A 13,007-nucleotide genomic window follows, 5' to 3' on the forward strand; every position below is an offset into this window, starting at 1 on the left:
TTGCGCGTCTGTTAAACCTTTGAGACAGCGAATCCAAGCGAAAACGTCTGATCCTGAGGTTTAGCAAATAATGCCGCCGCGTCCGCGGTTCAAAGGCTGCGGCTTGAGCGCTTCCAGGCGGTTTTTCAGCTTCTGCACCGCCAGCCGTTTGACCGCCTCCGGGTCCGTGGCGGGGCCCAGTGTCGAGACTTCTTCGCCCGACACCGGATCGACCGCCGTGACCTTCAGATAGGCCCCGTTGCGCTGAAGTTCGAGGAGAAATTCGGACATGGGTTACTCCCTTTTCTTCCAGGCGCTCGGGTTGCGGCGTGTGTGCAGCACCGCCGCCACATAGAGAGTACGATCCTCGAGCCTGTAATACAGATGATAAGGAAAATCAGCCAGCCGGGCTCGTCTAAGCCCGGACTGCACTTCTGCATTTCTGAAGGGGGAGCGACAGATGTCTGCCAGTACGTCGGTTACCTGCTGGTTGAAACGGCGACCAAGGCGTGGATTTTTCGATGCGTACCATCTTGACGCCTCAATGACTTCACGCCGGGCAACAGGTGTGAACTCAAACAGATATTCGGCCACTACAGATCGCGCTCAAGCTCGGCGCGGATCACGTCCCAGCTTACGGAGCGGGCCTTATCCTGCTCGAAGGTCTGCATCCGTCGCTCAAGTTCGGCCATATGCCACGCCGGAACAGGGACATCCTTTTCCTCAAGACTATCCCACAACGCCTCGATCAGTTCGAGGCGTTCCTCAACCGTCAGATCAGATATCGCAATTTTGGACAGAGCGTTCATGGGGTGAGGATACTCCCAAACCCCTGATCTGCCAAGACGTCAGGCCACCGCCGGCATACGGGCCACATTGCAGTGGCTCCACAGCTTATCCATCGCCTTGACCAGTTCATCCATCATGTCGTCATCATGGTCCGGTGACGGGGTGAAGCGCAGGCGCTCGGTGCCCTTGGGCACGGTCGGGTAGTTGATCGGCTGCACATAGATGTTGAAATCGTTGAGCAGCATGTCCGAAATCATCTTGCAATGGACCGGATTGCCAACCAGCACCGGCACAATATGGCTGACCGACGGCAGGACCGGAATACCCAGTTCGCGGAACCGACGCATCAGGGTCTGAGCGCGTTCCTGATGGGCGATACGGCGCTCATTGTGCGCTTTGAGCCAACGCACGCTGGCCGCGGCACCCGCCATCACCGCGGGGGGCAGCGAGGTGGTGAAGATGAAGCCAGAGGCCCACAGGCGGATGGCATCGCACATGGCGGCCTTACCGGCAATATAGCCGCCCATCATGCCGAAGGCCTTACCAAGCGTACCTTCGATAATGTCGATCTGATCCATCACGCCGTCGCGCTCGGCCACTCCGGCCCCGCGCTCCCCGTAGAGGCCCACGGCGTGCACTTCGTCGATATAGGTCAGGGCGTTGTATTTTTTGGCAAGAGCAATGGTCCCGGCGATGTCGGCAATATCGCCATCCATCGAATAGACCGACTCAAAGGCGATGAGTTTGGGCGCATTGACCGGTGCCGCCGCCAGCAGTTCTTCGAGGTGCGCCAGGTCGTTGTGACGGAAGACGTGACGCGCCCCACCGCCATTGCGGATGCCCGCAATCATCGAAGCGTGGTTGAGCGCATCCGAAAAGATGATCAGGCCCGGCAAAATCTTATAGAGGGTCGTCAGGGTCGCTTCGTTGGCAACATAGCCCGACGAAAAGACCAGAGCGGCTTCTTTGTGGTGCAGATCGGCCAGCTCGGCCTCAAGCTCATTATGATACCAGGTCGTACCGGAGATATTGCGCGTACCACCGGAGCCCGAACCGGCTTCGTCGATGGCGCGGTGCATGGCCTCAATCACCACCGGATTCTGCCCCTGACCGAGATAGTCATTGGAACACCAGACCGTGACGTCGCGCTCGCTGCCGTCCTCGCGCTGCCAGGTGGCGCGCGGGAAGGCGCCGCGATGACGCTTCAGATTGGCAAAAACGCGGTAACGGCCTTCCTTACGGACGGCGTCAATGGCGGCCTCGAATGCGGCGTTGTAATCCATGTACTTATCTCAACCCCGTTTCCGCAGAAGAAACCGGGCCCTCGGTGGGTTGTTGTCAGGGTCTCAACGCCCTGTTTGACCATAGCCGGTATAGTAGGTTGTTCCGCCTCTGGCCAGTATCAATATGCCATAGGTCTGGGCCTGTGGCGCATCAAATCTGCCCCTGACGCTGGTGCATAATGACGCACCTCTTCCCAGCCCGCGTATCGGCACAATCGAACTGTGTTTGCATTATAATGAATTTTTTGCAAATATAGGGTCTCATTGGGGTGAGCTAACAACCGTCAGCAAAGGTCCGGTCATGAACGCTTCGTCTTCCAAAGCCGTCGCCGATACTGCCTTTACCGGTCAATCCAGTGCCGTCGCCTGCGAAGAGGACGAGCGTAATCTGGCCTATGTCGTCTATGGCCTGTTGTTCGTCAGCCCGTTTTCGCTGGGTATTACGGCCCTGATCGGTGCAGCGCTGGCCTATCTGCGCAAAAAAGACTGCACATCTTACGTTCAGACGCATTTTCGCTATCAGATCAAACATTTCTGGGCGATTTTTGCGCTTTGGGGCATGGCGACCTTTATCGCGGTTATCTGTACCGTCGTGCTGACCTGGACGCTCGCCAACCTCATCTGGTCGCAATACGACATCTCCGACTGGCGACGAATCGACCTTGATCTCAGCGACCTCGATATTTCGAGCATCCCGGTTTCGACCATACTCGGCGTCTCTTCGGGCTATGTGATTTCGGCCCTGCTGACCTTTATGGCCACTGTGTGGATTCTGGCCACCTCGGTGAACGGCGTTCTCAAGCTCAATAACCATAAGCCGATTGGCAAACGCTTCAGAACGGCGTAAGCCCCTGCCCCGTTGATCTGGTAATTGCGCGCCGCGGTGAGCGATGCGTTTGAACGGGGTGCTTCCATGACCTTCTCCCCTCTCGTCGGTGCCTACCCTCTGGCCCGCCCGCGCCGTCTGCGTCAGTCGGGCTGGGTGCGTGATCTGGTGGCCGAACACCACCTCAGCGTTTCTGACCTGATCTGGCCGATCTTCGTGCACGACAAAGACGTGGCGCGTGACCCCATCCGCTCACTGGAAGGCGTCGATCGGCTGAGCATTACCGAGGCGGTGAAGGAAGCCAGAGAAGCCCACGCGCTGGGCATACCGGCCTTGGCGCTGTTTCCCAATATTGACCCGTCGCTGCGCAACGATGACGCGACAGCGGCCTATGACCCCGACGGCCTGATCGCCCGCACCTGCCGCGCCATCAAATCGGCCGTGCCGGAAATGGGCCTGATCGTCGATGTGGCGCTTGATCCCTTCACCTCGCACGGCCACGACGGCATCCTCAGCGACGGCAGGATTCACAACGAAAGGACCATCGAGATTCTCACTCGGCAGGCGCTGGTGCAGGCCGAAGCCGGGGCAGATGTCCTCGCCCCCTCCGACATGATGGACGGGCGAATCGGCGAGATTCGCAAGGCGCTGGAGGCACAGGGCCTGACCGATAAGCTGATCCTGTCCTACGCCGCCAAATACGCCTCGGCCTTCTATGGCCCGTTCCGCGACGCGGTCGGCACCTCGGCGCTGAAAGGTGACAAGAAGACCTATCAGATGGACAGCGCCAATACCGACGAGGCCTTGCGCGAAGTCGCCATGGACCTTCAGGAAGGCGCCGATATGGTGATGGTCAAGCCCGGCCTGCCCTATCTCGACATCGTGCAGCGCGTATCGGAAACGTTCAAGGTGCCGACCTTCGTCTATCAGGTGTCAGGCGAATACGCGATGATCAAGGCGGCGGTGAATGCCGGCTTCATGGACCACGACAAGGGCGTGTTCGAGACGCTGCTGGCCTTCAAACGCGCCGGCGCGTCGGGCGTGCTGACCTATTTTGCCAAGTACGTGGCGGAGAAGCTTAAGGGGTAGGAAGATGTGCGGTCGCAGACCCCACACCCAGTAATCAAGACTTCCTTCGCGCCTCCAGACGCGCGTGCAGCGATGAGGTGTCCCAGCGCTGGCCGCCCATGGCCTGCACCTCAGAATAGAACTGATCGACCAGCGCGGCGACGCTCAGGTGTGCGCCGTTTGAACGGGCTTCGTCCAGGGCAATCCCCAGATCCTTGCGCATCCAATCCACGGCAAAGCCGAAATCGTACCTGCCCTCGGCCATGGTCGCCCAGCGGTTCGACATCTGCCACGACCCGGCCGCGCCCTGTGAAATGGCCTGAAACACAAGTTCCGGGTCAATGTCGGCGCATTTGGCAAAGTGCAGCGCCTCAGCAATGCCCTGCACCGCCCCGGCAATGGCGATCTGGTTGCACATCTTGGCCGTCTGACCGGCCCCGGCTTCGCCGATCCTGGTCAGCGACTTGGTATAGGGCAGCGTCACCGCGCGCACGCGGGCCAGTTGCGCCTCTTCGCAGCCGACCATGACCGAGAGGGCACCATTGACGGCCCCCGCCTGCCCACCAGACACCGGCGCATCGGCAAAATGCAAGCCCTTACTGATACATAGGGCCGAAAGCTCACGCGCCAGCCGGGCCGAAGTCGTCGTGTGGTCGATAATCAAACTACCCGCCGCCATGCGCCCTGAGGCGCGCGTCACCAGATCGCGCACATCATCATCGCGCCCAACGCAAAGAACCAGCACCTCGGCATTTTCCACGGCCTCTTCAAAGTCGGTGGCAAAGGCGGCGCGGTGCAGCTCACCCCAGGCCATCGCCTTATCTATCGAGCGGTTGAACCCCACGACCTCGAAACCGGCCTTCAACAGATGACCGGCCATAGGGGCGCCCATGACGCCCAGACCTGCAAATACGATACGCATGGAATGCCTCAAACCGGTAAAGGGTGGGTCTGGCCATAGCGGCCACGGAAATAGGTCAGGCCGTGTTCACCAAAATGGGTTTCGGACTGATCGAAGGCTTCGACCTCACCGACAATCACCAGATGATCTCCCAGCACCTGCGTCTGATACTGACGGCATTTCAGCCACGCCAGCCCCGCTTTCAGGCGCAGCGGTTCGTCGGCAAACGACAGGTCGTCGGCTTCGCGGCAATAGGGGTTTTCACGGAAAAAACGGTCAGACAGATCGCGTTGCGCCGCACTCAGGATATTGATGCCAAAACTCTGCGCATCGGCAAACAGGGCATAGCGCTCGGATTTGAGGTCCAGAGACCACAGAATCAGCTTCGGCTCCAGCGACACAGAGGCGAACGAATTGATGGTCAGCCCCATGACGCACGGGTGCCCTTCGTGGTCCACCACAGGAATAGTGACGACAGCCACGCCGGTGGCAAAGGTGCCCAGCGCGTGACGATAGGCCAGACGATCAGGGTCGCTCAACGGAACCTCATGGCAACAGGAATACCCCCTCCTTTGACCCCAAAAGCCTGCGGGGGTCAATCGCTGAAACCGCCTCAAAACCGCTGACGGCTTCAACCGCCTGTTAAGATTAATGACCGATAGATTGATGAACTTCCGGAGTTCGTATGGCCAGTCGCGACGCCCCCGTTGTCATCAAGAAAGTCAAGAAGGTTGTCGGCGGCGGACACCACGGCGGCGCATGGAAGGTCGCCTATGCCGACTTCGTGACCGCCATGATGGCCTTCTTCCTGCTGATGTGGCTGATCAACACCACCTCCCCCGAACAAAAAAAGGGCGTCGCTGACTATTTTGCCCCGGCCAGCGTGTCTCAGACGACTTCGGGCTCAGGCGGCATTCTGGCTGGCACCGCCATTGGCCGCGACGGCGTCAAGCAGGAAGGGTCGATGGCCTTCATCGAGCATATGGCCCCCGAAGCCCCGGACGTGCAGGATCGTGACGGCACCGCAAAAAATGCCGCCGACCTGTCGCAAACGCCGGAAGAGGAACTGCGCGAAGAGTTGCAAAAACGCGAAGAGGCTTCGTTCCGCTCCGCCGCCGAATCACTGCGGCAGGCGCTTCAGGACATGCCCGAACTGGCCGAATTGTCGAAAAACATCCTTGTCGATCAGACGCCGGAAGGGCTGCGCATCCAGTTGATCGATCAGGAGGGACGCGCCATGTTCAACGCCAACTCCACCCAGCCCAATGAACGCGCCCGCCTCTTGCTGCGCGCCGTGGCCAAGGTGGTCAATCAGTTGCCGAACCGCATCTCGATCACGGGCCACACGACCGGCACCCCCGGCATGGGACAGTCGGATAAGGACTGGAAACTGTCGGCCGATCGCGCCGATGCTTCGCGTCAGGTATTGCAGGGCGCAGGTGTCGATCAGGACCGCGTGGCGCAGGTTTCGGGCAAGGCTGCGAAGGAACCTCTGTATCCGGACGACCCGACTTTGGCCGGCAACCGCCGCATTGCGATTATTTTGCTGCGCGAAGCCCCCGTTCTCCCAGAAAACCCTTCTCTTTGACGGAAAAATGGGGTCTGATGGGCTAACAGGATTATCAGGCATCACCCCATGAGCGAGCATTTTCCGGGACGAAAGCTCAGATACTATCTGACCATCCCTGGCCCATGCCCGTATCTGGAAGGTCAGGAGGAACGCAAGGTGTTTGTGCACCTGCCTCCGCACGAAGCCATCAATGTCAATGATCAGCTTTCGGCCATAGGGTTTCGGCGCTCTCAGAACATCGCCTACCGTCCGGCCTGCCCGGCCTGTCGCGCCTGTCAGTCGGTGCGCATCCCCGTGCACGGCTATCAGCACAATCGAACGGACAAGCGCATCCTTAAGCGCAACGCAGGATTGACGCGGCATTTCCGTGAGGCCGAAGCGACGCGCGAGCAGTACGATCTGCTGCAAAAATACCTGAAAGCCCGCCACCCCGACGGCGGCATGATGGACATGACCTGGCCCGATCTGGTGGCCATGGTCGAAGACACGCTGGTACGCACGCATATGATCGAATATCGGCTGGATGGTCAGCTCATCGGTTGCGTGCTGGTTGATGCGCTCAATGACGGCCTGTCGCTGGTCTATAGCTTCTACGATCCCGACTTGATGAACCGCTCGCTGGGCCGCTTTGTTATTCTTGACCACATTGATCAGGCGCAGCGTGCGGGCTATGCCTATGTCTATCTCGGCTACTGGGTGAAGGGCTCGCCCAAGATGGACTATAAGGCGCGTTACAGGCCGCTGGAAGCGCTGACCGATTTCGGCTGGACCGAGATTGATCCGGATTTAACTGAAGACTGAATTCAGTCCGCGCCCGGCGGTAAAGGCCCCATAGACAATGATGCCAACATAAAGCGTGGCCGCGAGTGCAAACACGTGCCCCAGCAGCACAAACAGGCCGTCGCGCTGGATCATGCCGACCGCCGTCAGTAGAATTGCCACCGCCGGCAGGGTGTTGGAAAAGGGGATAATCCCCAGCGGCAGCATCATGATGATCGCCGCATAGATCAGGACCAGCGCATTGACGCGGTTCGACACCGCCCCGCTGGTCAGCCTGAGCAGGCGTGGCTTAACGAAACGGTCGATCTTCGACACCACGCCAACCCCGCGTTGCAGCACCGGGACCAGCTTCGCCGTCTCGATCTCACGGTCCAGCATCTTTTCCGGCAGCCACGGCAGGCGGTTGAAAAGAATGGCCACGGCAATAAGGATGATGGCGGCGCTGAACGGGATGGAAATGCCCGGCACCGACACGGGGATCAGAAACGGCAGACACAGTAACACGCAGAGCAGCAGCAGGCCCTGCTCACCCATCATGTCGATCAGTTCCCGTAGTGTTGTGTGCTTGCCCTCAATGCGTCCCACCGTATGGGTCAGCATGGCACTGAGGGTTTCGGAAGTGTCGTGAAAGCCAAAAATCTTACGCATGCGGCATATGCACCGAAAGGCGCATAAGGGCGCAAGTGGAAAATCGTTTGCGTGAATGGACGTTTTTTAGGGGCAGAAAGAGGGAACCACAGATTACACAGATGACGTGCGCGGTGACTATCGCGGGTTTCAGTCACACACTGTGCCCGTTCGGCACCTCCCCATAAAATTGGGAGGAGGAAGATCGCAAAAGTTAAGGGGCTGTCGTAGATAAGGTAACTTATCTATGGTGGCTATATGGGTTTAAAGCGCTGCAAGTTAAGTCGAAAAACACAGCTTCGGCTTCTGGAGTTTTTCGTTCTGGAAGTGACAGCGCGCTCGGCTGCGGATGTGTTGGGTTTGCAGGCCAACACCGTGGCCTTATTTTACCGAAAAGTGCGCGAACTTATCGTCGAGCAGGCCGCCGCCAATGAAGAGTTGCTCGGCGGTGAGGTCGAGGTGAAAGAAAGCTATTTCGGCGGAGTTCGTAAAGGCAAACGAGGTCGGGGGGCTTTGGGCAAGGTTCCCGTCTTCAGCCTTTTGAAACGGCGCGGCAAGGTCTTTGTCATTCCCATTTCAGATGCCAAAGCCACGACTTTGATGCCAATTATTCGTAAGATAATTCAGCCAGATAGCATCGTGTACACGGATACCTTCGGCAGCTATAGCGCGCTTGATGTCTCCGAGTTCCACCACAGCCGCATCAACCACTCCAAGCTGTTTGCCGACAAGCAGAACCACATCAACGGCATCGAAAACTTCTGGAATCAGGCCAAGCGCGTCCTGCGAAAATACAATGGTATTCCGCGGCAAAACTTCTTCTTGTTTATCAAGGAGTGCGAATTTAGATTCAATCACGGATCGCCTAAGCAGCAACTCAAAACTCTGCGCGGTTGGGCTAATTTGTAGACCTTATCTACGACACCCCCAAAGTTAATCGTCACCACAGCCTAATCTTTTGCTTAAACGCGCTTTCTTATCCGAAACGAAGTTCGGCGAAGCCAAAAGTGGGTCACACTTTTCGGCAAGCGCTCTGCCAAAAAAGAGACGCGCCGGGGCGCGTCCCAATCTGTGTAATCTGTGTAATCTGTGGTCCTTTAAAGCCTTACACCGGACGCAGCTTGCGCAGGCCGCGCGGGGCCATCTTGCCGACACTGGCGCGCTTACCCACAAAGTCTTTCCAGTCCTTGAAGTCACGCGCCTTGCCCGATCCGTCGAACCACTGCACCGGCCCGGCCTGATCAAAGATCGCGATGTCCTTGACGCCGCCGTCTTTATAGCCTTGCAGCTTGACGCCCTTGCCGCGCGCCATTTCCGGCAGTTCTGAGACCGGATAGACCAGCACCTTGTTGTTTTCACCCAGAATAACCACGTGGTCGCCCGTCACCGGCAGGGCCACAAAGGCCTCGGTCCCATCAGCATTGAGCACAGACTTACCGGCCTTCTTGTTACCGACGGCGTCCTCTTCGTTCATCACGAAGCCATAGCCGTTCTTCGACACCATCAAGCGCTTAGCCCCCGGCGTGAACATGAAGACATTGACGATACGGGTGTTTTCTTCCATCTCCAGCATCAACTGGAGCGGCTCGCCGTGCCCGCGACCAGACGGCAGCTTGTCGCAGCCCAGCGTAAAGAAGCGGCCATCCGAGGTCATGATCAGCAGCTTGTCGGTATTATAGCCGGGCACCAGGAAGCCGAGGTTGTCGCCTTCCTTGAACTTCAGCTCCGACGGATCATCGACGCGGCCCTTGGTGGCGCGAATCCAGCCGCGTTCCGACAGGATGACGGTCAGGGCTTCCTTGGGCAGATAGGATTCGATGGCCGCCACCTCAACGCCTTGCGGCGCTTCGGCAAAGGTGGTGCGGCGCGCCGACAGAAGCTGCTTGCGCACCTCGGTCAGTTGTTCGTCGATGCGCTTCCACTGCTTCTTTTCGGAGCCCAGCAGAGACAACAGCCCGTCGCGTTCCTTCGACAGCTTGTCGTGCTCGCCCTTGATGGCCATTTCTTCCAGCCGCGCCAGTTGCCGCAGCCGCGTATCAAGGATGTAATCGACCTGAACCTCGGTCAGCTCGAAACGCGCCATCAGGGTCTGTTTCGGCGTCTCGTCCTCGCGGATGATGCGGATCACCTCATCCAGATTGAGGAAGGCGATCATCAGGCCGTCCAGAACGTGCAGACGCTTCTCGATCTTGTCTAGACGCCACTGCGATTGGCGGATCAGCACTTCGCGGCGGTGGTCAAGGAAGGAGGTCAGGATGGTCTTCAGACCCATGACGCGCGGCGTACCGGTCTTGTCCAGCACGTTCATATTGAAGGCAAAGCGCGTTTCCAGATCGGAGATCTTGAACAGGCTTTCCATCAGCACTTCGGGGTCGATATTGCGCGTCTTGGGCTCAAGGATCAGGCGCACCTCTTCGTCGGATTCGTCGCGCACATCGCCCAGCAGAGGGGCCTTCTTCGCTTCGATCAGGTCGGCCAGTTGCTCGATCAGGCGCGACTTCTGCACCTGATACGGGATTTCAGAGACGAGGATACGCCACGCCCCGCGGCCCAGATCCTCAACCTCATAGCGGGCGCGCACCCGCACGCTGCCGCGGCCTGTCTCATAGGCCTCGTAAATCGCTTCGCGGCGTTCGACGCAGATGCCGCCCGTCGGGAAGTCGGGCCCCGGAATAATGGCCATCAGGCCGTTGGTGTCGGTATTGGGCTCGGCGATCAGCAGCTTACAGGCATCGATCAGCTCGGCGACATTGTGCGGCGGGATGGAGGTCGCCATGCCCACAGCGATACCCGTCGCCCCATTGGCCAACAGGTTCGGGAACGCCGCCGGCAGCACGACCGGCTCCTCATCCTGACCGTCATAGGTCGGACGGAAATCGACGGCATTCTCGTCGATGCCGTCCAGCAGCAGCATGGCTGCCGTCGTCATCTTGCATTCGGTGTAACGCATGGCGGCAGCGGAATCGCCATCGATATTGCCGAAGTTACCCTGCCCATCGACCATGGGATAGCGCTGAGCGAACCATTGCGCCATACGCACCAACGCATCGTAGATCGATTGATCGCCGTGCGGGTGGAAGTTACCCATGACTTCCCCGACGACCTTGGCCGATTTGCGCGCCGCCGCCTGCGGGTTCAGCCGCATATTGTGCATGGCGTATAAGACGCGTCGGTGCACCGGCTTCAGACCGTCGCGCACGTCCGGCAGGGCCCGGTGCATGATGGTGGACAGGGCATAGGCCAGATAGCGCCGCGACAGGGCCTCACCCATCGGTTCGCTGAGGATACGGCCGCCTTCGTCAGGAATCACATCTTTGCTCATGCCTTATGCGTAAGGCCTTCGCGCTTCTCGCACAAGCACATATGCAGAACAGGTTGTGGAGGGCGCCCTCACCAATTGTTGCGGCCATCCAGCGCTTCGACCGGCAGGCTGTTCAGATCAAAACCATCGACCAGGCGCATATTGATGGCGACGATGCGCTGCTCAGGCACGACGCCCGCCTCCCCCTTAGGTGTGCCATCAGCATTATAGGCTGAGGCCCAGTCCGGGCTGTCGCCGTGCGTATTGCCGCCGCAATGGCCGCAGAAATGGTGTTGATTAAGCCAGCCGCTGGCCGAATACATGCGATCGTGCGTCGCACTGTGGATCGAGACGTCAGCCGACGCAAAATAGGCCCACACAGCGCCGACGCGATGGCAGTAGGTGCAGTTACAGGTCCGCCCGCCTTCGGGCGCCTTTAAGATGTCGATGCGGGTCGCTCCGCAATGGCAGGTGGCTGTGAGGATCATGTTTCGCTCCATTTGAGGGAGCGAGCTTCGCAGAGTGTGATGACAAAATTTGTCAGCAGCAGCTCAAAGGCTTAGAACAGGGCGTCCACAGCGTTTTGCAGACTATTTTCGAGGCGCTCGGCACGTCCGTGAATATGGGCGTCCATTTCGACAACCCGCGCCTTCATACTATCGAGACGCACCGCCAGGTCTTCGCGCGCCACTTCGTCTTCGAGATTGGAACTGAGCAGGATATGAATGCCAGACTCAAACTCTTCGAGCGCCTTTTCGCAGGCCTCATCGAAGGGTTTGCGCACCGCTTCGGGCGAGGCCCGATAGGAGGCAATGACGACGTCTTTTTGCTCAAAGCCGGAATTTTCAAAGTGTTCGACATAGCCGCGACGACGCCAGTCCATCAGTTCCTCGGCCATGTCCGGCATGTCGAGGCCCATTTCAAACAGCATGATCGCTTCGTTGAACAGGTTGAGGTAATCCGTCGCCAAACCCGTTTCCGGATTGACGTTGGCCGCCCGCAGTTCCTGTTCGCTATATCCTGACATACTCGTCAAACTACCCGCCCGAATCGAGCCCATCGGCCTAACTTAGTGAAAACACGTTACTAAAGCATGGAGAACGGCGTTTTCGCGTTCATTTTAAAAACGGAATCGCTAATCCCGTACACTGTCGATAAGGCGCGTGCGGATTTCGGGCAAGGGTTGATTGAGCGGATGGAAGATATGCCGCTCCAGAAAAAAGCCGGTCAGGTCCAGCCCCCGGCGCAGATCATCGGCCTGAACACCGCCTTGTGACGACAGCAAAAATCCCGGCAAAGGCAGCAGCTTATCCTTATAGGGCTCGCCTTCGCGGCGGCTGACGGCGCGGGCCGAACGCGGCGAGACATAGGCCAGATCGTCGCGGCTGCCGCTCACCGCACAGGCCGACAGGTCAAGGCCAAACCCGACGGCTTCCAGCAGGCCCATTTCAAAACGCACATAGACATAGGGCCAGACGCCGGGCAGTCCAAAGGCGTTGATCAACGTTTCAAAGGCATAAAAAGCCCCCGGATAGGCCTCGCGCTCGGGCAACACGGCGCGCGTCATAACGCAGGCGCACTGCACGCCGATCAGGGCCATAGGGTCGTCGAAAATTTCCGCCGTGGCGTCGCCTTCGGGCTCAAGGGTGGCCGAGCCCAGCTGGTCGGCGGTGCGCGCCCGATAGGATAGGCGCACGCGGCTGGCCGGTTGCAGATAGGGCTTAAGGCGACGCGACGCCCCACCAGGCACATGGGCGGCAATGTGGCCGTGTTCCAGCGTCAGAAAGTGCACCACCGCGCCGGTTTCCCCGTGCGGCCGGGCGCTTAAGACAAAGGCATCGTCTTCGAAAGTCACGACGATCCCCCCTTCACGACGCAAGAAA

Annotated in this window: 16 protein-coding genes; 5 read left to right on the forward strand and 11 right to left on the reverse strand. The window is 58.9% G+C overall.

What is annotated here, in order from left to right; genetic code table 11:
* Positions 1 to 60 precede the first annotated feature (60 nt).
* From ASTEX_RS14635 to hemA, 4 genes are read right to left on the reverse strand one after another with little or no spacing between them, the layout of a single operon-like run.
* Positions 61 to 270, reverse strand: coding sequence for a DUF6898 family protein (locus ASTEX_RS14635; RefSeq protein WP_013480405.1), 210 nt, complete (start codon positions 268 to 270; stop codon positions 61 to 63).
* Between the two features lie 3 nt (positions 271 to 273).
* Positions 274 to 573 carry a type II toxin-antitoxin system RelE/ParE family toxin gene (locus ASTEX_RS19990; RefSeq protein ID WP_013480406.1) on the reverse strand — a complete coding sequence of 100 codons (300 nt, stop codon included), beginning with the start codon at positions 571 to 573 and terminating at the stop codon, positions 274 to 276.
* The gene (locus tag ASTEX_RS14640; RefSeq protein ID WP_013480407.1) at positions 573 to 788 is read right to left on the reverse strand and encodes an addiction module protein; all 216 of its coding nucleotides are present in this window, start codon (positions 786 to 788) and stop codon (positions 573 to 575) included. The genes ASTEX_RS19990 and ASTEX_RS14640 overlap by 1 nt, the downstream gene beginning before the upstream one ends.
* 39 nt (positions 789 to 827) lie before the next feature.
* Positions 828 to 2,051, reverse strand: coding sequence for a 5-aminolevulinate synthase (hemA, locus tag ASTEX_RS14645; RefSeq protein WP_013480408.1), 1,224 nt, complete (start codon positions 2,049 to 2,051; stop codon positions 828 to 830).
* Between the two features lie 301 nt (positions 2,052 to 2,352).
* Between hemA and ASTEX_RS19455 the strand changes: the two genes are divergently transcribed.
* Positions 2,353 to 2,898, forward strand: coding sequence for a hypothetical protein (locus ASTEX_RS19455; protein WP_013480409.1), 546 nt, complete (start codon positions 2,353 to 2,355; stop codon positions 2,896 to 2,898).
* A gap of 66 nt (positions 2,899 to 2,964) precedes the next feature.
* Entirely contained in the window at positions 2,965 to 3,966 is a 1,002-nt protein-coding gene (gene hemB, locus ASTEX_RS14655) for a porphobilinogen synthase (protein WP_013480410.1), read from the forward strand.
* 34 nt (positions 3,967 to 4,000) lie between these two features.
* Here hemB and ASTEX_RS14660 read toward each other — a convergent pair whose 3' ends face one another.
* Both ASTEX_RS14660 and ASTEX_RS14665 read right to left on the reverse strand, forming a co-directional pair.
* Complete coding sequence (locus ASTEX_RS14660; RefSeq protein ID WP_013480411.1) at positions 4,001 to 4,867, reverse strand: NAD(P)-dependent oxidoreductase; 867 nt, start codon at positions 4,865 to 4,867, stop codon at positions 4,001 to 4,003.
* A gap of 8 nt (positions 4,868 to 4,875) precedes the next feature.
* Positions 4,876 to 5,385, reverse strand: a complete 510-nt coding sequence (locus ASTEX_RS14665) for a flavin reductase family protein (protein WP_013480412.1) — start codon at positions 5,383 to 5,385, stop codon at positions 4,876 to 4,878.
* Positions 5,386 to 5,531: 146 nt separating this feature from the next.
* Between ASTEX_RS14665 and ASTEX_RS14670 the strand changes: the two genes are divergently transcribed.
* Both ASTEX_RS14670 and ASTEX_RS14675 read left to right on the forward strand, forming a co-directional pair.
* Positions 5,532 to 6,434 (forward strand): flagellar motor protein MotB, encoded by a 903-nt coding sequence (locus tag ASTEX_RS14670; protein WP_013480413.1) that lies wholly within the window; start codon positions 5,532 to 5,534, stop codon positions 6,432 to 6,434.
* A gap of 48 nt (positions 6,435 to 6,482) precedes the next feature.
* Positions 6,483 to 7,217, forward strand: coding sequence for an arginyltransferase (locus ASTEX_RS14675; protein WP_013480414.1), 735 nt, complete (start codon positions 6,483 to 6,485; stop codon positions 7,215 to 7,217).
* Here the strand turns inward: ASTEX_RS14675 and ASTEX_RS14680 are convergent.
* On the reverse strand, positions 7,203 to 7,844 hold the full coding sequence (locus tag ASTEX_RS14680) for an exopolysaccharide biosynthesis protein (protein ID WP_013480415.1): 642 nt from the start codon (positions 7,842 to 7,844) through the stop codon (positions 7,203 to 7,205). The two genes, ASTEX_RS14675 and ASTEX_RS14680, sit on opposite strands and share 15 nt — an antisense overlap.
* Positions 7,845 to 8,081: 237 nt before the next feature.
* Between ASTEX_RS14680 and ASTEX_RS14685 the strand changes: the two genes are divergently transcribed.
* Entirely contained in the window at positions 8,082 to 8,732 is a 651-nt protein-coding gene (locus ASTEX_RS14685; protein ID WP_013480416.1) for an IS1595 family transposase, read from the forward strand.
* Between the two features lie 196 nt (positions 8,733 to 8,928).
* Here the strand turns inward: ASTEX_RS14685 and parC are convergent, their stop codons facing one another.
* The 4 genes from parC to recO form a co-directional block, all read right to left on the reverse strand.
* Complete coding sequence (gene parC, locus ASTEX_RS14690; protein WP_013480417.1) at positions 8,929 to 11,145, reverse strand: DNA topoisomerase IV subunit A; 2,217 nt, start codon at positions 11,143 to 11,145, stop codon at positions 8,929 to 8,931.
* A 68-nt stretch (positions 11,146 to 11,213) separates the two neighbouring features.
* On the reverse strand, positions 11,214 to 11,612 hold the full coding sequence (locus tag ASTEX_RS14695; protein WP_013480418.1) for a GFA family protein: 399 nt from the start codon (positions 11,610 to 11,612) through the stop codon (positions 11,214 to 11,216).
* 71 nt (positions 11,613 to 11,683) lie between these two features.
* Complete coding sequence (locus tag ASTEX_RS14700) at positions 11,684 to 12,151, reverse strand: hypothetical protein (protein ID WP_041659389.1); 468 nt, start codon at positions 12,149 to 12,151, stop codon at positions 11,684 to 11,686.
* Positions 12,152 to 12,259: 108 nt separating this feature from the next.
* Positions 12,260 to 12,979, reverse strand: coding sequence for a DNA repair protein RecO (gene recO / locus ASTEX_RS14705; RefSeq protein ID WP_013480420.1), 720 nt, complete (start codon positions 12,977 to 12,979; stop codon positions 12,260 to 12,262).
* Positions 12,980 to 13,007: the final 28 nt, after the last annotated feature.

It is taken from the genome of Asticcacaulis excentricus CB 48, assembly GCF_000175215.2.
In the GTDB taxonomy this organism is placed as follows: domain Bacteria; phylum Pseudomonadota; class Alphaproteobacteria; order Caulobacterales; family Caulobacteraceae; genus Asticcacaulis; species Asticcacaulis excentricus.